A 17,818-nucleotide genomic window follows, 5' to 3' on the forward strand; every position below is an offset into this window, starting at 1 on the left:
CTACCGAAAAGCTGAGGATAGGATGCATATAAAACCCACTCGATTTAGAGAAAAAGGGGTAAGTTTTAAAGATTTTTCCTCTCTACAAGCAGACCTTTTCGCACGAAGTGGTCTGCTTGTTTCATATTGTACCATGTATTGATTTTTAAAGCCTTTGTTTTTGGATCAATATCGCAATCAATAACCAGCGCCCTATCTTTGTAAAATTTGATATAACGACTTTGGAATTTTTGACCGTTGTTTTTGTAGTCAAAGTACCAATGTTCGTCAGGATTCAACAAAGCGTCTTTGAGGTGTGCAAACAATTGATGTCTTAGCTCGTCCTTACCTGTGTAATAGCCTTGTGTATGTTTATCAAAGTCTTTTTCTGATAAAATCATTTTTCTATCCAAATAATCTGAAAAGCCCATATAGTCGGTGTCTTTCTCTTTTTTGAATAGTTCTTTTACATTTTTAGGCGTAATAGTTTCATCCAGTTCAATAGCTTTTAAAGAGTCTTTAAACGCTTCATAAAGTTTCAGGTTGTACTTATCAAAGGTCATATCGTTAATTTTTTCAGGCAATCCTTTTGCGTCAACGTAAAACTCTTTTTTGGTAAAAACTTGTTTTAAATCCCCTCGATTGACCTCAAAGGAGGAGCCTTGAAACTTGGAATCGGTAAGCTCAAGCAAACGCTTTGCGTCCGCTCCTTTTGTAATTACTCCTTCGGTATCGCCTATGTATTGAAGCATTTCACAGCGACAACCAAAACCATTAGGAGGGAACAAGTCCATAGCTTCTTTGTCTGAAAGGTTAAAAATTTTACCGTTTAATACCTCATGAGCTGAGCGCACTTTATCATCACCCACGGTTTGGTATTGTACGTATGAAGTCACGGTGTCCTTTTCCTCCATAAATCGATAGTAAGAAGCTGAATTTTGTCCTACTGCTACCGATAAATTGTATTCTGTACGCAGGTGGCTACGGTTTAAATTTTCCGTTTCTTGCATACACAATAATTCAAACTGTTGGTAATCCCTTAACTCTTTTTTGTCTTTGTCTATTAAAAGCTGACTCATTGATGCCATACGTTTCTCAGCCTTTGAGGTTGCAAACATAAAAATGTTATACTCCATCATTTGTAAGGCTAGTACGTCAGCGCCAGTATAAGGGTTGATGGTTTTAAAATCTTTGCGTAAACCTTGTAAAAGCTCCAGTCCTTCGGCTTGTATCATTCTTCCTAATATTCCCTTTGTTTCCTCTCCATTCCAAATCGAAACCGCCAACTCTTTACATAAAGCATCCAATAAAGCACTTATACTTTTACCTAGCGCCAAAGGTTCACAGCCGCACTTGTTAGCCACGCTATAGGCTACGGGTTGGGATTTTTTTTTTACTTGAGCCGATGTGTCAAGTTTATTAGTTGGTACGCTTGCTTCTTTTAATGTTAATGGAATGTTGAAAGTTTGCGATAACCAGTTTGTATCAATGTTATAACCGTTATTCATCATTCCGCTGGTGATAGTCCATAGTTGCGCAATGTCTACTTCTTGCTGTGCTGTTTTGAAACGAAACACATCATCTGGAGTAATCTTATAACCTTGAAGTATCAATAATTCAAAAAGCTGGTCATTCACCACAAAGGCAATCATTCGTTTATCAGCCATTGCAATTTTACCGTCTAAAGTACGCTCGTGTACTTCGGTTTGCGAGCGATTACCCGCTTGGTCTGATAGTGTAGAGCTTCCAACAAGTAACTTGCTTACTACTTCGGCATTTGATTGAATGAATTCCTTGTAAACCCTAAACGCATCGGTTCTGTTAGCTTCGTTAAACTTTATTTCTGTTCCGTGCGGAAATGTACCTACAGATGCTTCAGCTAATTCCAAAAGCATTTGATGTACACGTTCAATAGTCGCATTGTCCCCAGTAGAAGTAGTAGCCGTAATGAGTGGCAAACCGAATTTTTCGCAAAACTCAGCCCACGACTGAAACACGTTTCTAAGCCAAATAAGGTTAGGGATTATATTATTTATAATTCCTAAATCAGAATCATTACCCAAAGCCAATAGCCAAGGTTTGAAACTTTCATTATCGTACAGGATAAACTCACGCTTTGATAAATCAGGATAAATACGTTTGAATGCGGGTACAACGTTACGTCTTGGGATAACTGATAATTTTACTTTGTCTCCTGAGAATTCTTTAAACTCAACGAGCGTATGCCCGAAAATGATTTTATCCAAAGTCATTTCTAAGAATTCGTAAAACCATTGGTTATTGATTAAGCCTGTTAGTTCCTCATTAACCTTGCCTGTTTTACGATTGTATATTTCAAACTCAGTATTTAGCGTTGCCATCTTACGCATTTGGATTTGACTTTGCAAGTGTCCATCTGTAAGTAAGTCGTCTAGTAAATCGTAGTATAAGTTTAGTTTTGGTTCTTTGGGGTGGTTTGCCATTGCTAAAGCATCCCTCCATTTTTGAATGTCTTTTCGTGAGTTGTCTTTAAAACTGCTCACGATATTCAAAATAGCGGGATTGGTGTTTGTGCGTGTTTTTTCTTGAATCGCAGAAACCTTATTTTTTTTAACGGAAAATTCAAAACCTAATACTTTCATTGTGTTTTATTTTTAAATGGCTTAAAATCGAGTTTAAAGATGGTTTAAAGAATTACCATCTATGATTAGACGGTTTGTTTTTGCTACTTATCTTAAAACCTGTCATTACTTGGTTGTTTGAATCAGTTAGTTTTGGCAAATCGGGTGTGATTTTTCCTTTGGCTACTTCTTTGAGCCAATCAATAGCATCTTGATAGCGTTGTGAACGAATCTCGCTAATCTTACGTGCGCCAGCTGATGTATATAAATGATAAAGTGTGCAGTCAATAACCACCATTACAAGATGCGGGTTTCTGTCAGTGCCTTGCGCTTTGAAAATAGTTGTTACGTCAAATTTGCCACTCAAATAGTTTTTAATTTGGCTTATCGCCATATCTTGGGCGATGCTTAATTTTTGTGGTGAATAGTTTTCGAGCAAAATGTCTTTTATCTCGGTGCGTATTAAAGCTGAGTAATCTTCTTCTAAAATGAATCCCATTAGAACCTATTTTTTTGTTTGTTAATTATTTCCTTTCTACTGACCATTTTTGGCGGTATAGTATTTATAATTGATGCTGTATTGAGCTTAACTATAGCCGATTGTAACGCATCGGGTGCATCGTCGTGTGCGCCACTTCCTTTTTGAAAAGCTAAAAGCTGGTTTAATAGTTCTTTAAAGTCGTTGCTATTTTCAAGCGATTTACTAAATTTTACTTTTCGCCTCTCAAAATAGCCCGCCATTGATTCAATACGGTCGTATTTGTCTGATTTACTTTTTTTGTCCGCCCTTACAGGAATGTACCAGCCTAGTTGTGCGCCCACATTGTCGAAATCGTTTACAAAATCATCCATCGCAAAAAGCCCTTCAATCCAATAATTCACGTTAAGATTCAATAAACCTTCTTGCGCCACTTTTTCATACAGCCAAAGTGCGGTATTGTTTTTAGAGGTCTGTCTTACAAAGCAATCCAGTACGTGGAACTCTAAACCTGTTTTGCCTACGAAAAGCATCGCTTTGAAGTCGCCCGCATCTTTATAGGATAAATCCCCATAAAAAACCAAAGCTTCGTACTTGTTCAGCTTTAAAGGCGTGCAATATTCTATAAATTCATTCTTGAATATTGAACCTTCCACGATGTGTACGTGTTGGTATTCCCGCATGAACGAGCGGTAAGGCGTTGTGGCGAACTTTTCACGCCAATAATCCGCTGATGTTTTTTCTGACCAAGAAGGTTCAAAAGTGCTCAGGTTTTTAACCGCTGGTACGCTCACTATAAAGTGGCGAATTGGGAAACCATTTTCTTTAGCTTTTTGTATGTAACCTTGAAACTCTTTTTTTAATTGATTAATTAAAGTGTTTTTGTGAAAATTATTGTTTGCCACTATAAATCGCCTGCGTGGACTACCTTCGTCAAATGTTCCTTTTAAGTCCTCCCAAGCCCAGTCGAATAGTTTTTTTGACAGCTCGTCGTTATTACATCGCTGTCTAGTATCAACGTCGTCTATTACAATGTAGTCAGGTCTTGAATTACTTTCACGTAAACCCCTAGGGGATTGGCTCGCTCCAAGTGCCATGAATTTTGCGCCGTCTGAGGTGGTAAAATCTCCATTAGACCAGTCTCCAAACTTAAAACGCTTACCATAGTAATGAATAAAGTTTGGGTTATGAGCTAAATTAGCCTGAATATCGCTAATGAGCTTCTTTGCTTTATCTTCTGTTTGCGAGGCTAAAAGCATAAAACGAAGTTTACCAGTAGCATACAAAAACAAAGGAATCCCTAACGAAAGATGCACCGATTTTGCCCCTGAACGGTAAATTTCAGCAAGGACGTCTACTACTTCATTTTCAATAATTAGCTTAGCTAATTTCTTATGAAATGGTGCGCACGGTACACTTGCATATAAAGGAAAGATAGCCTCAAACCAGTGTACATAATTTTTTTCTAGTTCGAGGCGTTTCTTTCTGCGTTCTTGAGGTGTTTCGTGAACATTAACGTTTTTAATCTGCTTGATTGTTTTACAGTGTTCCTCGTAACTAGCCAGTAGTTTTTCTAAGTTTTTACTTAATTTTTCAGCCATTGTTACCCCTCCTGTAGTGCTTTGTGTTGTAAAAACATTTTATGCCACTCTAAAAAAAGTATAGCCGTGTCAGGCTCTTGGTTAGCCATCCATTGGTCAAACTCTTTAAACACTGTAAAAACGATTTGCGCTGATGTTTTATCGGAAAGTTGTTCAATTGTTTTTCTAACCTCGGCGATACTTTTCACGTCAAGGGTAGCCTCACCACCTGAGGCAAGATGTGAAAGTTCATCTATAAGTACTTTTTTTATGTTATGTGGAGTTGCCTTGTATTGGTTCTTTTTTTCATCCCAAGAGATATTGCTTTCACCAACGCCTTTACTCCATTTGCCTATGGTTTGCTCAGAAACTCCTGTAGCACTTGCAATGGCTTTTTTCGTCAAGCCTTCCTCTACATACATACGCTCACAAATAGCATACATCGGGTGATTGTTTACACGAGTAAGTTTTGTCATTTTAATAATATTTTTTCAAAACTACCCACTCAATAACAGTAAGTTAAATAAAATTGCAACCCTTCCCGAAGAAAAAAAACAAGTCAAAAACCCGCTTTATGTTTGCATCAAATAAAACGACAAATCAAAAGGAATGTTAATTAAAACCATTGAAAACACACTATACGCTTACGGTAGCATTTGGCAAGGAGACGGGACTTGGTTTTGCGAAACCTTGAACCGTTTAGAATCTTCTTACTCGGATATTACAATTCGACTACACACTGACGGCGGTAGTGTGTTTGATGGGAATTTGATTTTTAACGCTATAAACAAAAGCAAAAGTAATATTGAAATAATTGTTGATGGTATAGCCGCATCAATGGGAGCCATAATCATTCTAGCCTCCAATAAGGTTAAAATAGTAGATAACGGTTTTGTAATGATTCATGCTCCCAGCGTTTACGGCGGTGGAACGGCTTGTGAATTAGAAGGACAAGCCTCTTTGCTTAGAAAGATGGAAGAGAGCTTTAAAAAGCGTTTATCAGCAAAGACCAATTTAGACCAAGAGCAAATAGATAAGCTTATGATTGGTGACCATTGGTTCAATGCGCAAGAATGCTTTGATATGGGGTTAGTAAACGAGGTTATTCCTTGGGTAGTTGAGCCAGCTGTTGAAATTGAACCTGAACAAATGCAACCAAGCGATGTCTTTTCTGCTTACGCATCTTTACTAACAATGTCAAACTTAAATAGTCAAAAATTAGACGATAATATGAAACAATTAATCATTCAGGCTTTAAACCTGCCTAATGTAACAGCTCAAAGCTCAGATACCGCAGTTTTAGAAGCATTACAAAATCAGTTAAAAACAGAGCGTGAGGCAAAAGACAGCGCTCTAAATGAATTAGCACAATACAAGAAAAACCAGCTTACTGCTTATTTAGATAGAACCGAAGCAAAGGGAGTCTTCAAAAAAGAAGACCGCCCGCTTTACGAAAGTATAGGCGAAAAAGCGGGGATTGATGCCCTTGCAAAATTGATTGAAGGAATTAAGCCACAAGCTCCAAACATTTCGGCACTTATTACAAATGCAGATGCTTTTGAAGGTAGCGAAAATTGGACATTCGACCAGTGGCAAAAAGAAGACCCAAAAGGATTGGAAGCTATGGCATCTGCTAATCCTGAAAAGTTTCAAAAATTGTTTAACCAAAAATATAAAAAATAATGCCTACTACTAATACAGGTTTATGGTTACAGCAGTATGTAGAACCTCAGTTACTGGAGGATTTCAGAAACTACAACGATGATTTTATAGGTGTTTTAAAAGCACCAAATCCGAATGCCGTAACTGCTGACGGTATTCGATTTAACAAGCTTATAAACAACGTAGGCTTCTATGTTAACAAGACTGATGATTTTACTGCAAGTAAAATGGGAGGTGAAAAAACATTAGTTGAATGGGATAAGCTGGATACCACTCCGACTGAGTGTACCGATAGTGAAGCTAGAAGTTTAGCCTTTAACAAAGAGAGTGCCATTAAGGAAGAGCATTTCAAAAGTTTCAAAATAGGAGTTCGTGACTATGCTTTAAACAAGCTTGCTCCATCAGAACATAAGTCTGGTAAAATGCCAGTTATTAGAACTACTGGAGCGGTTGTAAACGGAAGAAAACGTTTAACCTATGCCGATATGTTAAACTTCTTAGAGGAAGTGGCTAGCCTTAATCTGACTGACCAAGAAGCCTTGCAAATGGTTTTAAATACCACGCATCGTATGGACTTGATGCACGATGAAGCTGGAACGGCTAACCATAGAAACAACTTGGTTTTTGACCCATTGACAGGAAAGATTAAAAGATTATATAATTTGAATCTTTTTGAAAATGCAACCACTCCTTTATATGGGAGTAATGGCAAATTGAAATCATTAGGGTCTACTGTTGTTCAAGGCGACCAAAAAGGTTCTATTTTCTTTTATCAACCCAACACGGTGTATCATATTGAAGATGTCAAAGTTCAGTATAAACCAATGTCAGGAGATACTAGAAGTGCTGACCCAAAAAGTGAATTACGTTTACACGCTTACGGGTTGTGTGATAAAATTCAAGAACACGGCTTCGGAGCTATTATTTCTGATAACGCTTAAAAACAGAAATTATGACAGCAGAAGAAAAAGCGATTGGATTACAAATATTGGAAAAACAGCCTGATGTAAAGGCTGTTTTCTTAACCTCCGATGGGGAATACTTTACAAATAGAGATTGGGCGATGAACGGCACGAGGGAAAAGGATAAAATAGAAGTTATTAAACGTCCAAAAAAATCAGGTGAAAAGCATTCTAAAGAAATTGAACCTTTAAATGGTGAAGGTGTATTACAAAATAATACTGGCGAAAACAACCAACAAGAGGGAATTAATCTAACCGAGAACACAGGCGAAAAACCTCTTAAAGAAGAAGAATAGTAAAATGGCAGATTTAAAGGGATTCAATATAGAAAAAGGAAAGCAAGGCGCAAGTATTTTTGATAACTCGGAAGGAGTTACTGCTCTTGTTGTTTCTTCACCAGTTCCACAAGGGCTGGAGTATCAAAAACCATTTGTGATTTACAATTGTAATGATGCAAAGGCAAAAGGTATTACTCCTGAATTTGACACGACTAATAACGTCAATGTGTACAGGCATATATACGAATATTATCGGTTAGCTAAAGAGGGAAATCCTTTGTATATAATGCTGGTAGAGCAAAACAAAACCATCACCGAAATGACTGAATTGGCTAAAAAACTTTTAGTTTTTGCTGGCGGATATGCTTCACTTTTAGGAATAGCCGTTAATCTGCCTGCTAACGAAGTACCAATAATGTTAAATGGGTTGCCAAAAAATGTTATTGATGGGATTTCTAAGGCTCAGGCACTTTACCAATGGAGTTATGATAATAATATGCCTTGTCAAATTTTCTTAGAAGGCTATAATTATTCGGGAATAGCTTCGGCAGTTGCCGATTTAAGAGGCTTAACCAATTTAGAAGCCGATAAAGTAACTGTGTTTATAGGTCAAGACTATCAACACGCAAAAGTAAAAACAGGCTTAGCCAAAAAATACGCTGATATAGGAACTGTTCTTGGTGTGGCATCTAAAGCTTTGGTGCATCAAAACATTGGAAATAACGAGCTTTTCAATATTACTGATGCAACGAAAGACACTTGGTTAGAACCAGCCTTATCCTCTAATGTTTTAAATATAGACTGCTTTTCCGATTTACAAACCTTAGAAAATAAAGGTTTTGTTTTCGGAATCAATTACACGGGGCTAGCTGGAGTAAGAATAAATAACGACCACGTTTGTGCGCCTATAAAAATGGATGCCGACAAAGTAATTAACGAACACACAGTGGCGTACGGTAGAACCATGAACAAGGCGGTTAGAAAACTTAGAACGGCTTATTTACCAAAAATAAAAACCGACTGGTTTGTGGATAAAGCTACAGGAGCTTTGTCGCCAGCAACAATAGTTGCTTTAGAAGATATAGGCAACAATGTTTTTGCTCAAATGATTAAGGAGGGGAATATTTCATACGGCAAAACCATCGTTGATAAAAATTCTGACTTATTGGTTCAAAAAACCTTATTCGTATCGTTTGTCATTGTTCCAAAAGGGACAATAGGAGAAATTCAAGGAACTATTAACCTTAAAACACAAGTGTAATGGCTGATTTAATTAGAAATTCAAAGGCGTATGATAGCGCCGACGTCAAAGTTAAAATTAACGGTGTGCCTATCGAGGTGAAAAGCATTTCATACGGTAACGAACAGGAGCATCAATTGAACCATTCTTTAGGCGCTAAAGCTACTTCTTGGAGTATGGGTAAAATCACGCCGTCAGCTTCGATAACTTTAGCAATGCACGATGCCGTTCCACTAGAGGTAGCATCGCAAGGAAATAGCTTACTAAACATTAAACCATTTACTATTACAGTTGAATTTATAAACGAATACAATTTAATAGTTGTCGATAAAGTGGTCGCTAAATTCAAAAATGAAGGACGTGAAGTTACAGGCGATATGGGATTGGAAAAACAGTACGAGCTTTTTGCCCTTGATGTAGTTTTAAACATCGCATCATAAATTATTAACCTTTTAAAATCAAAAAAAAATGTCACATACAGATAACCAAGTTAGCACTCAAAAAGTAACAGACGAAATTATTAATAATTTAAAAGCTACTCACGGGCAAGATTTACGCAAATTGTCATTACCTACTAATGACGAAGAAACTGAATTCTTAGAAGTAATGGCAATAGTGCCTAAACGTAAAATTATTGGGCAGTATCAAAAATACGAGCGAATAGATCCTTTAAAGGCTCAGGAAATTGTAGTTAAAAACTGTGTTTTGACGGATAAGGAAAGAGTTTTAGCAGACGATGGACTGTTTTACAGTGCCTTCACCGCCTTAACAGAACTAATGCCTATTAGACAGGGAAAGTCGGAAAGAGCCTAGAAGAATTAAGCTTAAACTATAAAGATGATGGGGATTTGTATTTCAAAGTGGACGCAATGATAAGTCACTTTTTACACATCCCTTTCCCCGAAGAGTTAGACGATGAAACTTGGGCGAGCAAATGGGCGCAAGTGCGCTGGTTGTCAGAAAAAGGAATATTAGGAATTTCTAAAATGTCAGGTAATGGATGATGGAGCTTCAATACTTATAAATCTTGCCATGCGATATGCTACCGCTTTTGGGGTAGCCTTCCAAAGTAAGGCAGTAGTTGTCAAAGAAGATAACAAGTACAAGGTTGAATATTACGATAATCAGTCTGAAACACAAGAAGAGGTTACATTTAAGTTTGATGGAAATAAAATGGTATTCGGAGCGATGTTGCTTGATGATACTGGAATTTTTGCCCCGCCTCTTATGATGAATTTTTCAAAAGAGAAAAAGCTTATCGAAACCGAAGTTAGCGGTTCTGACAACATGGTAGTAGAGCGTTGGGGAACATCGAACTGGGTAATAAATATCACAGGGATTTTAATTGATATTGAAAATAGAGCTTATCCGCAAGAAAAAATTGAAGAACTCGTAAAACTGTTCGATTATAACAATATCATAAAAGTTTCGGGAAATCAATTTTTAGACAAGAACATTGATAGTATCTATTTCCAAGCTGTTCATATTGAACCTTTGGACGGTTTTGTAGATACAGTACGATTTAATTTATCAGCTCGCAGTATAAAAGAAGTCAGTTACTCCTTATCAAGCCCAAATGAATAGCCATTATTACAATATCGATATAAAAATTACTATCGGTGGAAAACTTGTTATCACACAGATCAAAAGTATAGAAATTGAAAAAAGCCTTGATAAGTTTTCAGACACAGCAAAAATTGAACTCCCAAGGGAGTTTCGAAATCTAAAAGTAAACGGTACAACTGATTCAATGGCTTACAAAAGTATTTTCGAACTTATAAATAAAGGAGATACAGTTATAATTGAAGCGGGTTACAATGGTGAGCTTGTCAAAGAGTTTCAAGGCTATATATCTAACATTGGCGCTGATATTCCCTTGATTTTAGAGTGCGAGGATGAAATGTATAAGATTAAAAAACTGCCTAAAAAAAGTAAGACTTTTAGTAGTTGCAAGCTTAAAGATATTGTAAGCTTTTTGCTTCCTAATTACCAAAGCGAGGTAATAGATATGGACTTGGGTAAGTTTATGATAGACAATGCCACGCCTTTTGATGTGTTTGAAAAATTAAAGAAGGATTGTCGTTTATGGTTTTACTTCAAAGGCAATAAGCTGGTTGTAAGTTTACTTATTGATTTGAAACCACATCAAAATCACACGTATGTATTTGGAAAAAACATTAGAAAATCTACCGATTTGAAATTTGAAACTAACGAAGCACGAAAGCTTTTGATAAAGGTTAGTTCGCCTAAAAAAGGGAAAGAGAAAACCTTTTTTGAATACGGAGAAAAGGGAGGGGATGAAATCAGTATTAATGCTCCTTTAAATATGGCTCAAAAAGCCATTGAACAACTGGCAAAAAACGAACACAAGCATCGTACACGTAGTGGGTATAGTGGTACAATTGACGGCTGGGCATTCCCACTAGTGCAACATGGTGATAGTGTTGATTTGAAAGACCCGAACTATCCTGACCAGCATCGAGACGGCAGGTATTTGGTAGAGAGTGTTAAAATATTGTTGAACGAAACGGACGGATTTAAAAGGCAAAGTAAGTTGTCTTACAAACTAAGTATATGAAAACAAAAATAATAGTATTGGTAATGTTGGGATTGTTGTTTTCTTGCAAAACGGCAAAGCCAATTGAACAGGAGCAAAACCAAAAGACAATCGAAACCATAGTTAAAGACACCGTAATTGAAGTGCAGGCTGATAGTACATTTTATAAAGCACTTATCGAGTGCCAAAACAATAAACCTGTTTTGATAGAAAAAGATTTAGCCAATGTTAAACCAATTTTTAAAGAACCTTTAAAGATTAGGACAAAACTCGTAAACGGTATGCTTACCGTGGATTGTAAAAAGGAAGCGCAAAAGCTTTTTTTACAATGGAAAGAAAAGCATATCAGTGAGACGAAAGTTAAAACGGCGGTACTACCTCCCAAGTTAATAAAAAAACCACTCACTTGGTGGGAAACGTTGTGGTGTAGTTTGGGTAAGTTTTTTACAAGTGTTTTTTGTCTGTGGCTCATTTATAAAATTGTAAAACTATGGAAGCGTTTAGCCGTGCCGTTGCCTTAGAAGTTTCTAAACATTTAAAAGCGGTCACATCAATAGGTACAGTTGAAAGTGTGCAAGAAAACACTTGCACGGTAAAACGTGAAGGAAGAGCGGATTTAGTAGATGTTCGCCTAAGCGCCTTGGAGCAAAAAGCGAAAAGTTTTATACAGATAGTCCCAAAAGTAAGCAGTCAAGTAATTGTGCTAGAAATTGAAAACCAGCCCAGCGAGACGTTGATAGTTGGATATAGCGAAATAGAACGTGTTGAAATGAAAGTAGGTTCTATTTATCTACAAATTAAAAACGATAAGGTCGAAGTTTCGGATGGTCAAAATAGCTTAGGAAGTCTAATTGATGATTTACTTATAACTATAAACGATTTAAAAATTACAACTCCAAATGGTATCGGAACTGTGTCACCAGATTCAAAATTACTTATTGAAGAATTGAAAGAAAAGTTTAAAAATTTACTCAAATGAATAAGGATTTTGAATTAGATCAAGATGGGGATTTATTATTTGTAAATGGCGACATCTCACCAGCACCATCAGACCAACAACACATAGAGCATATTTTGGAAGCTGTGAAAGGCGAGTATAAACAATATCCAACGGTTGGTTTTGGCATAGTGAATTATTTAAAAACAAATGTCTCGGAGGCTGAGTTTAAAAGAGATTTAAAAATTCAGTTAGAGCAAGATAATTATAAGAATTGCAGAATTGACCTTACTAATGGTCAATTAAAAATTGATGTATGAAAACGATTAATTATATCCTAGATGGATTTGGTTTTGTGGATTTTAAAGATTTTTTAAAGAGTACCTTCGGGCATACGATGGATAAAAAAATAATCCTTTTGGATAGCTTACTAGCGTTTGTATTTTGTTCAGTAAACACTTTGTTTGGTTTTAATGTCGCTTTTTTCACGGCTTACGTTGTTTTACTCGTTTTTGAGTGGTTCACGGGGGTTAAAGCCTCCTTTAGAAAAGGTGAAAATCATTCAAGTCGGAAATTTGGGCGAATGCTGTTGAAAATAGCAACCTATTTAGTCCCGATTTACATCTTGAACCAATTTTCAAAAAACTCACAATTTCCAAGTGTAATGGGGTATGAAGTTGACCCTTTTATGTGGTTGTACTGGGTGTTTCTCTTGGGTATGATTTGGCAGTTGCTAATATCGTTATTGGAGAACTTGAATAATTTAGGCTATAAATACGCATCGATACTAATTAAAATCATCAATAAACAGTTTTATAAAAAATTCGAATTAGATGGAGAGCAAAGCAATAGTTTTAAGTAATCAATCCTTATTCGATGTAGCGATACAGCATACAGGCAATGTGAAAACTCTTTTTGATTTGGCTTTGCAGAACAATCTTTCTATCACGCAGGAGTTAAAACCGTCAAATAAGCTAGTCGTAACAACGGTTAATGGAAGTAAAGAAGTATCTAACTATTTAAGGACAACAAACGAGCAACCCGCTACTGCCTTAACTCAAACCCAAATTCAAACTTTAGAACCCCAAGGCATAGGCTTTATGGTAATTGAAAACGATTTTACAGTAAGATAATGGCAAGAAGCATCGAAGAAATACACGGCACAATACTGGCTAACATAGCCAATCATCCCGACTTGCAGGAGTTAAATAGCAAAAGTAAAGTAGCTGTTTATAGACTTTTTGCCTACATAGTGGCGGTTGCTATTTGGACAATGGACCAATTATTTAGCATACACAAAACCCAAATCGACACCACCATTTACGAGTACAAACCTGGCACCGCTCGCTGGTACCGCAATATGGCTTTAGCCTTTCAATTCGGCTTTAAATTATTGCAAGACGACGATCAGTTTGATAACACAAACGCTACGACGGAAAAAATTGAAGCTTCTAAAATCGTTAAGTATTGTTCTGTGAAAGAAGGCTTAGAAAGTAGCAAAGTAATTTTGAAAGTAGCTGGTGAGCAAGGCGATAATTTACGCAAGCTTACTAACGATGAAATTACAAGTTTCACGGCATACATGAAGGAGGTGAGCTATGCCGGGGTGAAATTGCTAATCATCAACAATCCAGCTGATAAATTACTGCTAAAAATGGATGTATATATCGACCCGCTTCTTATTGATGGCAACGGAACAAACATTCGTACTGGTGCAAAATCCGTTCAAAAGGCGTTGGGGAATTACCTTAAAAACTTACCCTTTGATGGGGAATTGGTTGTTAATGATTTGATTGCAACACTTAGAAAGGTTGAAGGGGTTGTAAATGTAAACATAACCACAATTCAAAGTAGTTATATGGATTTGACCACCAATGTTTATAAGCCGTTTTCAGCTATAAATGTTAAGGTTATCCCGATGGCGGGGTATTTTGAAATAGATAATCAAAGCGTGTTTAGTTATGTGGTTTGAGGTCGATTTTAGAAAATTAACGGTTTTGCTTTTGCCTATAGCATTACGAAAACGGAAAACGATTGCCTTTTTGCATTGCCTAATTAAACCGATTGACGACGTGTATTACAATTGGAAGCAAAAACGGCTTGAGGATTGGTATAAACTAAACCATAACGGGCAAAGATGCAAGCTTAGGAAGGTGTTGAATGACGAATTAGACAACCAGCAAAGGCGCATCCGTATAGATGACGGGACAAGTTTCAAAAGAAACTACATATATACGAAAGCTGAAAGCAAACCTATTTACTTAGGGAAAGATTTTATAAACAGCAGATCAGAGTTTGAAAATACAGGGGTCGATTTTGTGGTATATGTACCAACTGCAATAGTGGATAAAAGCATTCACAAACTAAAATTTTTAATCAATTATTACAAACTTGCGGGCAAACGTTACCGCATTGAAAAAATATGAATAAGCAAAATTTCAATCAGTCAGGAGGCTTTCCTTTAGAAACGGAAGTTTTAGCGGATATGCAAGAAAGCTTCAGTATTTTCAATAGCTTAGGCAATATAGCGGGAAACTTTGCTATAATTTCAGGATGCGAAGAAACTAACGGCTTTGTTTCAAATGGGGTGGTTTTCATTAATGGAGAAGTTTTGGAGTTTAGAGGTGGCAATGTCTCATCTACGGTTATTATCGTAGAAAACCGCATAAAAAAAGAGTTTGAAAACGGCGAAGAAAAGGAAGTTTTGTGTATCCGTTACGCCACTTTTGGTATAGGGTCAGTTACTTTTAATTGGGCTGATTTCAAACGCCCAAAGTCTACTATTGAGTTGACGTCGGAGTTGAAAACAGTTAATGAAGAGTTGCCCAAAAAAGCAGACAAAACAATAATTCAAAGATTAATTGATAGAATTACAGAATTAGAAAAACGTCCAACGTTCAATAATCCTATTAAAAACAAAGGGTACTTCACTTTAGGTGATATTACAGGTGGACAGCCTGTAGGCTCAAACCTTCCTGTCTTTGGGGATTGTGTTTCTGCTGTTGTAGCATCTTATGTCGATGGAGGTAATCATTATATCGATGTAAGTTTTTTGAATACAATGCCATCAGTTAATTATAAAGTTAACTTAATGGTCGAATCTTTAGGCACTATATCGAATGACGACGACGCTGGTAATCCTATATTCAAAATCATCGACACCAACAAGTTTAAAGTAGGCTTGTACGAAGCTACATCAACAGTGCAGTCTATTAGAATTCATTTCGAAATCACAGAACTATGACAGCAATAGAAACTATAAGAAATTGGTTTAAAACTGGCTCAAAACCCACACAGGAGCAGTTTTGGGCGTGGATGGAAAGCTACTGGCACAAGTCTGAAAAAATCCCAATCAATCAAATAGATGGTATTGAACAAGTTTACCAAACCATTAATCAACTCAGTCAGCAAAACCCACGAATTGTACCTGTGGGGCAATTGCAAATATTCAAAGTTGCGCCAAATTCTAATAATAAAGTTTTAGAATCGGGCGATTTTGTGGTAGGATTTGTCGAAGAGCATTTTATAAATGCCACCTATTTAGAAGGTGACCCGCAACGGCTTGCCAGTTATGGAATTATTGAAAATTTCAAAAAAATAAATCATAAAACTTATGAGCAGACAAATTATTAACAAGCCACTTCAACTTAATAAAGTGGAAAAAGGAAGACTTACCGATAGTTGTCTATTGGTAAGAAATAAAGATAGTATTATAAAAGAAATTGACGTGAAAGATTTGAAAGATTTGAACTCTTCTAAACAATGGTTTTACCATATCCCGTTAACCTCATATCCTTCTAATCTTTTTTTTTCAAATGTAAGCTCTGGTGGTTCTTACCCTGTTAATTCAGCCAATGTTGGAGCTAATTACTTTCAGTTAATGAGCGACTCTCCCTATGGTACTGGTTTAAATATCAATGCTTTTGAATCAGGTGTTAATTTGTTTGAGGGAGAAAGTTTATCCGTTGACCTTGTTTATGATACTTCAATTAATTATTTGCCTGAATTTTTCAATACCACATGCTGGCGTGTTGCTATTGGACAAACAGGCGTAGAAACAGACTTTACAGGGCTTGATTTTTGTTTAAATGGAATAATTCAAATAGCTAGCAAACGAAATACTGATATTACAAGAATCGACACAGGTATTTTATTTGCTAAGGATGTCATATACAACGTACAAATAACACGAAGCGCACAGGGGTATAGCGTAAAAATTTCAGATAAAAAAACAAGCGAAGTTCTTTTTGAAAGCGAGCTAACTACAAACGTTTCAGAACTAAGTGGTTTTACCGTTTTTCCGTACAATAAAACGGGTTCAAGCCCTTCAGGGCTATTTAAAATGGGTATTGTTCGATTAGGATATTGTCCCTAAAAGTAATTTATATGATAAAAATAATTTTTAAAAATTGGAAAACCACGTCCGCTGGCGTCGTTTCCATTGTGTCAGGAGTTTTGCTATTCGTGAATGACAAAACAAAATTAATTGAAGCCTTGTCTGCTGTATTAGCGGGAATTGGATTAATCTTTTCGCAAGATGCAGTAAAGTGAAATTTCTTAGGAGGAAGGAAATAAAAAAGTCCTCCGCAAAATTAAACATCTCACCTTTTAATTTTAGTGCAAAAACCACACAGCGGAGGACTAAAGTCTTCTGTAGTGTGGTTTTTTTATGCTAAAAAGGTGAGAGTTTGCAAAGGTAATCATCAAATTTAATTAAACAATCATCAATCAAAAAAAATCAATACAATGAAGAAAGTATTTTCATCCGCTCCGTTACCATTTATGGGGCAAAAAAGAAAGTTTTTGAAACAATTTAAACCCGCTTTAAATCAATTTCCATCGGATGCCATTTATGTAGATATGTTTGGCGGTTCGGGATTATTAAGCCACACAGTTAAGGCTTATTATCCAAATGCTACTGTGATTTATAATGACTTCGACGGCTATAGCCAGCGACTGGCAAACATCGATAAAACCAACGCTTTGCTTGACGATATTAGGCTAATCTTGGTAAATCACCCAAATAATAAAATCATTAAAGGAGAGGCACGTGAGCAAGTTTTAGAGCGCATTCGTTTGGAAGAAACCAAGGGCTATGTTGATTATATTACGCTTTCAAGCTCAATTTTATTCTCAATGAATTACGCCACAATGCGAGTTATACGGATACAATGCTGTACAAGCTTGCTGGTTAAATTAAAGCCCTTTTAAAGTTGTTTTAAAAGGGCTTTAATATTATAATAAAATTACGAAAGAATAAAAACCAATGACTCCGTCGTTAAATAGCAACGTATAAACTTCATCTACATCGTTTACATTAATTATTGAACCTATTTCCCCACGTTTATTTTTAGGGTCTCTTGTTAAGAATTGGTGTACTTGTGCTTTCATGTGTTTTATTTTTACACGGCAAGTATACGTTGGAAAAACAACACGTCGTAGTCTTTTTGGCAGTAATTTCATTGAAAAAATAAAGTGATTTTTTCCAGCCGTTTACTGCCGTCCATGTTACAAAAAAGCTTTATTTTTGGTTTTGCTGATTATA

General features: G+C 36.4%; 26 protein-coding genes. 21 read left to right on the plus strand and 5 right to left on the minus strand.

Translation table 11 applies throughout. The annotated features are described in order from the left end of the window. Positions 1-65: 65 nt before the first annotated feature. The 4 genes from B0A78_RS03475 to B0A78_RS03490 all read right to left on the minus strand — a co-directional run bounded on the left by B0A78_RS03475 (position 66) and on the right by B0A78_RS03490 (position 5,113). Positions 66-2,501 (minus strand): phage portal protein family protein, encoded by a 2,436-nt coding sequence (locus B0A78_RS03475; protein ID WP_249030942.1) that lies wholly within the window; start codon positions 2,499-2,501, stop codon positions 66-68. Positions 2,502-2,652: 151 nt separating this feature from the next. Next, positions 2,653-3,078: a phage protein Gp36 family protein gene (locus tag B0A78_RS03480; protein WP_097609377.1), complete on the minus strand. Its 426-nt coding sequence runs from the start codon at positions 3,076-3,078 to the stop codon at positions 2,653-2,655. Further along, positions 3,078-4,658, minus strand: a complete 1,581-nt coding sequence (locus tag B0A78_RS03485; RefSeq protein WP_097609378.1) for a phage terminase large subunit family protein — start codon at positions 4,656-4,658, stop codon at positions 3,078-3,080. The genes B0A78_RS03480 and B0A78_RS03485 overlap by 1 nt, the downstream gene beginning before the upstream one ends. A 2-nt stretch (positions 4,659-4,660) precedes the next feature. Next, positions 4,661-5,113, minus strand: a complete 453-nt coding sequence (locus tag B0A78_RS03490; protein WP_088418354.1) for a hypothetical protein — start codon at positions 5,111-5,113, stop codon at positions 4,661-4,663. Positions 5,114-5,246: 133 nt separating this feature from the next. Between B0A78_RS03490 and B0A78_RS03495 the strand changes: the two genes are divergently transcribed. The 21 genes from B0A78_RS03495 (at position 5,247) to B0A78_RS03585 (ending at position 17,484) form a co-directional block, all read left to right on the plus strand. Next, the gene (locus B0A78_RS03495) at positions 5,247-6,320 is read left to right on the plus strand and encodes a head maturation protease, ClpP-related (protein WP_097609379.1); all 1,074 of its coding nucleotides are present in this window, start codon (positions 5,247-5,249) and stop codon (positions 6,318-6,320) included. After that, on the plus strand, positions 6,320-7,240 hold the full coding sequence (locus B0A78_RS03500; RefSeq protein ID WP_097609380.1) for a hypothetical protein: 921 nt from the start codon (positions 6,320-6,322) through the stop codon (positions 7,238-7,240). Before B0A78_RS03495 ends, B0A78_RS03500 begins: the two co-directional genes overlap by 1 nt. 11 nt (positions 7,241-7,251) lie before the next feature. Further along, entirely contained in the window at positions 7,252-7,557 is a 306-nt protein-coding gene (locus tag B0A78_RS03505; RefSeq protein WP_097609381.1) for a hypothetical protein, read from the plus strand. A 4-nt stretch (positions 7,558-7,561) separates the two neighbouring features. Beyond that, complete coding sequence (locus tag B0A78_RS03510) at positions 7,562-8,800, plus strand: DUF2586 family protein (protein WP_097609382.1); 1,239 nt, start codon at positions 7,562-7,564, stop codon at positions 8,798-8,800. A 65-nt stretch (positions 8,801-8,865) separates the two neighbouring features. After that, complete coding sequence (locus B0A78_RS03515; protein WP_123895752.1) at positions 8,866-9,219, plus strand: hypothetical protein; 354 nt, start codon at positions 8,866-8,868, stop codon at positions 9,217-9,219. 28 nt (positions 9,220-9,247) lie between these two features. Next, a complete protein-coding gene (locus B0A78_RS03520) occupies positions 9,248-9,592 on the plus strand; it encodes a hypothetical protein (protein ID WP_097609384.1) in 345 nt (114 codons plus the stop codon). A gap of 56 nt (positions 9,593-9,648) precedes the next feature. Further along, entirely contained in the window at positions 9,649-9,783 is a 135-nt protein-coding gene (locus B0A78_RS14940) for a hypothetical protein (RefSeq protein WP_261764989.1), read from the plus strand. Next, entirely contained in the window at positions 9,776-10,363 is a 588-nt protein-coding gene (locus tag B0A78_RS03525; RefSeq protein ID WP_097609385.1) for a DUF6046 domain-containing protein, read from the plus strand. Before B0A78_RS14940 ends, B0A78_RS03525 begins: the two co-directional genes overlap by 8 nt. Further along, entirely contained in the window at positions 10,356-11,357 is a 1,002-nt protein-coding gene (locus B0A78_RS03530) for a hypothetical protein (RefSeq protein ID WP_097609386.1), read from the plus strand. The genes B0A78_RS03525 and B0A78_RS03530 overlap by 8 nt, the downstream gene beginning before the upstream one ends. Next, positions 11,354-11,857, plus strand: coding sequence for a hypothetical protein (locus B0A78_RS03535; protein WP_097609387.1), 504 nt, complete (start codon positions 11,354-11,356; stop codon positions 11,855-11,857). The genes B0A78_RS03530 and B0A78_RS03535 overlap by 4 nt, the downstream gene beginning before the upstream one ends. Then, positions 11,827-12,315, plus strand: a complete 489-nt coding sequence (locus tag B0A78_RS03540; protein WP_097609388.1) for a hypothetical protein — start codon at positions 11,827-11,829, stop codon at positions 12,313-12,315. Before B0A78_RS03535 ends, B0A78_RS03540 begins: the two co-directional genes overlap by 31 nt. Further along, positions 12,312-12,593, plus strand: coding sequence for a hypothetical protein (locus B0A78_RS03545; protein ID WP_097609389.1), 282 nt, complete (start codon positions 12,312-12,314; stop codon positions 12,591-12,593). Before B0A78_RS03540 ends, B0A78_RS03545 begins: the two co-directional genes overlap by 4 nt. Next, positions 12,590-13,135 (plus strand): phage holin family protein, encoded by a 546-nt coding sequence (locus B0A78_RS03550; RefSeq protein WP_088418376.1) that lies wholly within the window; start codon positions 12,590-12,592, stop codon positions 13,133-13,135. Before B0A78_RS03545 ends, B0A78_RS03550 begins: the two co-directional genes overlap by 4 nt. Beyond that, positions 13,107-13,406: a hypothetical protein gene (locus B0A78_RS03555; RefSeq protein ID WP_097609390.1), complete on the plus strand. Its 300-nt coding sequence runs from the start codon at positions 13,107-13,109 to the stop codon at positions 13,404-13,406. Before B0A78_RS03550 ends, B0A78_RS03555 begins: the two co-directional genes overlap by 29 nt. Beyond that, complete coding sequence (locus B0A78_RS03560) at positions 13,406-14,245, plus strand: nucleotidyltransferase (protein ID WP_097609391.1); 840 nt, start codon at positions 13,406-13,408, stop codon at positions 14,243-14,245. The genes B0A78_RS03555 and B0A78_RS03560 overlap by 1 nt, the downstream gene beginning before the upstream one ends. Further along, entirely contained in the window at positions 14,235-14,699 is a 465-nt protein-coding gene (locus B0A78_RS03565; RefSeq protein ID WP_249030941.1) for a hypothetical protein, read from the plus strand. The genes B0A78_RS03560 and B0A78_RS03565 overlap by 11 nt, the downstream gene beginning before the upstream one ends. After that, positions 14,696-15,517: a hypothetical protein gene (locus tag B0A78_RS03570; protein WP_089047037.1), complete on the plus strand. Its 822-nt coding sequence runs from the start codon at positions 14,696-14,698 to the stop codon at positions 15,515-15,517. The genes B0A78_RS03565 and B0A78_RS03570 overlap by 4 nt, the downstream gene beginning before the upstream one ends. Further along, positions 15,514-15,906 (plus strand): hypothetical protein, encoded by a 393-nt coding sequence (locus B0A78_RS03575; protein ID WP_097609392.1) that lies wholly within the window; start codon positions 15,514-15,516, stop codon positions 15,904-15,906. The genes B0A78_RS03570 and B0A78_RS03575 overlap by 4 nt, the downstream gene beginning before the upstream one ends. Continuing rightward, positions 15,887-16,648, plus strand: coding sequence for a hypothetical protein (locus B0A78_RS03580; RefSeq protein WP_097609393.1), 762 nt, complete (start codon positions 15,887-15,889; stop codon positions 16,646-16,648). Before B0A78_RS03575 ends, B0A78_RS03580 begins: the two co-directional genes overlap by 20 nt. Positions 16,649-16,659: 11 nt before the next feature. Then, positions 16,660-16,824 carry a hypothetical protein gene (locus B0A78_RS14405; RefSeq protein WP_169859084.1) on the plus strand — a complete coding sequence of 55 codons (165 nt, stop codon included), beginning with the start codon at positions 16,660-16,662 and terminating at the stop codon, positions 16,822-16,824. Between the two features lie 195 nt (positions 16,825-17,019). Next, positions 17,020-17,484, plus strand: a complete 465-nt coding sequence (locus B0A78_RS03585) for a DNA adenine methylase (RefSeq protein WP_123907259.1) — start codon at positions 17,020-17,022, stop codon at positions 17,482-17,484. Positions 17,485-17,508: 24 nt separating this feature from the next. On the opposite strand, the gene B0A78_RS14410 is transcribed toward B0A78_RS03585, so the two are convergent. Beyond that, complete coding sequence (locus B0A78_RS14410) at positions 17,509-17,664, minus strand: hypothetical protein (protein ID WP_169859086.1); 156 nt, start codon at positions 17,662-17,664, stop codon at positions 17,509-17,511. Positions 17,665-17,818: the final 154 nt, after the last annotated feature.

The organism is Flavobacterium columnare NBRC 100251 = ATCC 23463 (assembly GCF_002530675.1).
GTDB lineage: Bacteria > Bacteroidota > Bacteroidia > Flavobacteriales > Flavobacteriaceae > Flavobacterium > Flavobacterium columnare.

Excerpts from the sequence above, each read along its gene's own strand:
- B0A78_RS03480 (WP_097609377.1), bottom strand. The coding sequence starts at position 3,078 with ATGGGATTCATTTTAGAAGAAGATTACTCAGCTTTAATACGCACCGAG.
- B0A78_RS03505 (WP_097609381.1), top strand. The coding sequence starts at position 7,252 with ATGACAGCAGAAGAAAAAGCGATTGGATTACAAATATTGGAAAAACAG.
- B0A78_RS03580 (WP_097609393.1), top strand. The coding sequence starts at position 15,887 with ATGAGCAGACAAATTATTAACAAGCCACTTCAACTTAATAAAGTGGAA.
- B0A78_RS03565 (WP_249030941.1), top strand. The coding sequence starts at position 14,235 with ATGTGGTTTGAGGTCGATTTTAGAAAATTAACGGTTTTGCTTTTGCCT.
- B0A78_RS03520 (WP_097609384.1), top strand. The coding sequence starts at position 9,248 with ATGTCACATACAGATAACCAAGTTAGCACTCAAAAAGTAACAGACGAA.
- B0A78_RS03545 (WP_097609389.1), top strand. The coding sequence starts at position 12,312 with ATGAATAAGGATTTTGAATTAGATCAAGATGGGGATTTATTATTTGTA.
- B0A78_RS03585 (WP_123907259.1), top strand. The coding sequence starts at position 17,020 with ATGAAGAAAGTATTTTCATCCGCTCCGTTACCATTTATGGGGCAAAAA.
- B0A78_RS03555 (WP_097609390.1), top strand. The coding sequence starts at position 13,107 with ATGGAGAGCAAAGCAATAGTTTTAAGTAATCAATCCTTATTCGATGTA.
- B0A78_RS14410 (WP_169859086.1), bottom strand. The coding sequence starts at position 17,664 with ATGAAAGCACAAGTACACCAATTCTTAACAAGAGACCCTAAAAATAAA.
- B0A78_RS03575 (WP_097609392.1), top strand. The coding sequence starts at position 15,514 with ATGACAGCAATAGAAACTATAAGAAATTGGTTTAAAACTGGCTCAAAA.
- B0A78_RS14405 (WP_169859084.1), top strand. The coding sequence starts at position 16,660 with ATGATAAAAATAATTTTTAAAAATTGGAAAACCACGTCCGCTGGCGTC.
- B0A78_RS03530 (WP_097609386.1), top strand. The coding sequence starts at position 10,356 with ATGAATAGCCATTATTACAATATCGATATAAAAATTACTATCGGTGGA.
- B0A78_RS03535 (WP_097609387.1), top strand. The coding sequence starts at position 11,354 with ATGAAAACAAAAATAATAGTATTGGTAATGTTGGGATTGTTGTTTTCT.
- B0A78_RS03570 (WP_089047037.1), top strand. The coding sequence starts at position 14,696 with ATGAATAAGCAAAATTTCAATCAGTCAGGAGGCTTTCCTTTAGAAACG.
- B0A78_RS03510 (WP_097609382.1), top strand. The coding sequence starts at position 7,562 with ATGGCAGATTTAAAGGGATTCAATATAGAAAAAGGAAAGCAAGGCGCA.
- B0A78_RS03485 (WP_097609378.1), bottom strand. The coding sequence starts at position 4,658 with ATGGCTGAAAAATTAAGTAAAAACTTAGAAAAACTACTGGCTAGTTAC.
- B0A78_RS03495 (WP_097609379.1), top strand. The coding sequence starts at position 5,247 with ATGTTAATTAAAACCATTGAAAACACACTATACGCTTACGGTAGCATT.
- B0A78_RS03540 (WP_097609388.1), top strand. The coding sequence starts at position 11,827 with ATGGAAGCGTTTAGCCGTGCCGTTGCCTTAGAAGTTTCTAAACATTTA.
- B0A78_RS03560 (WP_097609391.1), top strand. The coding sequence starts at position 13,406 with ATGGCAAGAAGCATCGAAGAAATACACGGCACAATACTGGCTAACATA.
- B0A78_RS03550 (WP_088418376.1), top strand. The coding sequence starts at position 12,590 with ATGAAAACGATTAATTATATCCTAGATGGATTTGGTTTTGTGGATTTT.
- B0A78_RS14940 (WP_261764989.1), top strand. The coding sequence starts at position 9,649 with ATGATAAGTCACTTTTTACACATCCCTTTCCCCGAAGAGTTAGACGAT.
- B0A78_RS03500 (WP_097609380.1), top strand. The coding sequence starts at position 6,320 with ATGCCTACTACTAATACAGGTTTATGGTTACAGCAGTATGTAGAACCT.
- B0A78_RS03525 (WP_097609385.1), top strand. The coding sequence starts at position 9,776 with ATGGATGATGGAGCTTCAATACTTATAAATCTTGCCATGCGATATGCT.
- B0A78_RS03490 (WP_088418354.1), bottom strand. The coding sequence starts at position 5,113 with ATGACAAAACTTACTCGTGTAAACAATCACCCGATGTATGCTATTTGT.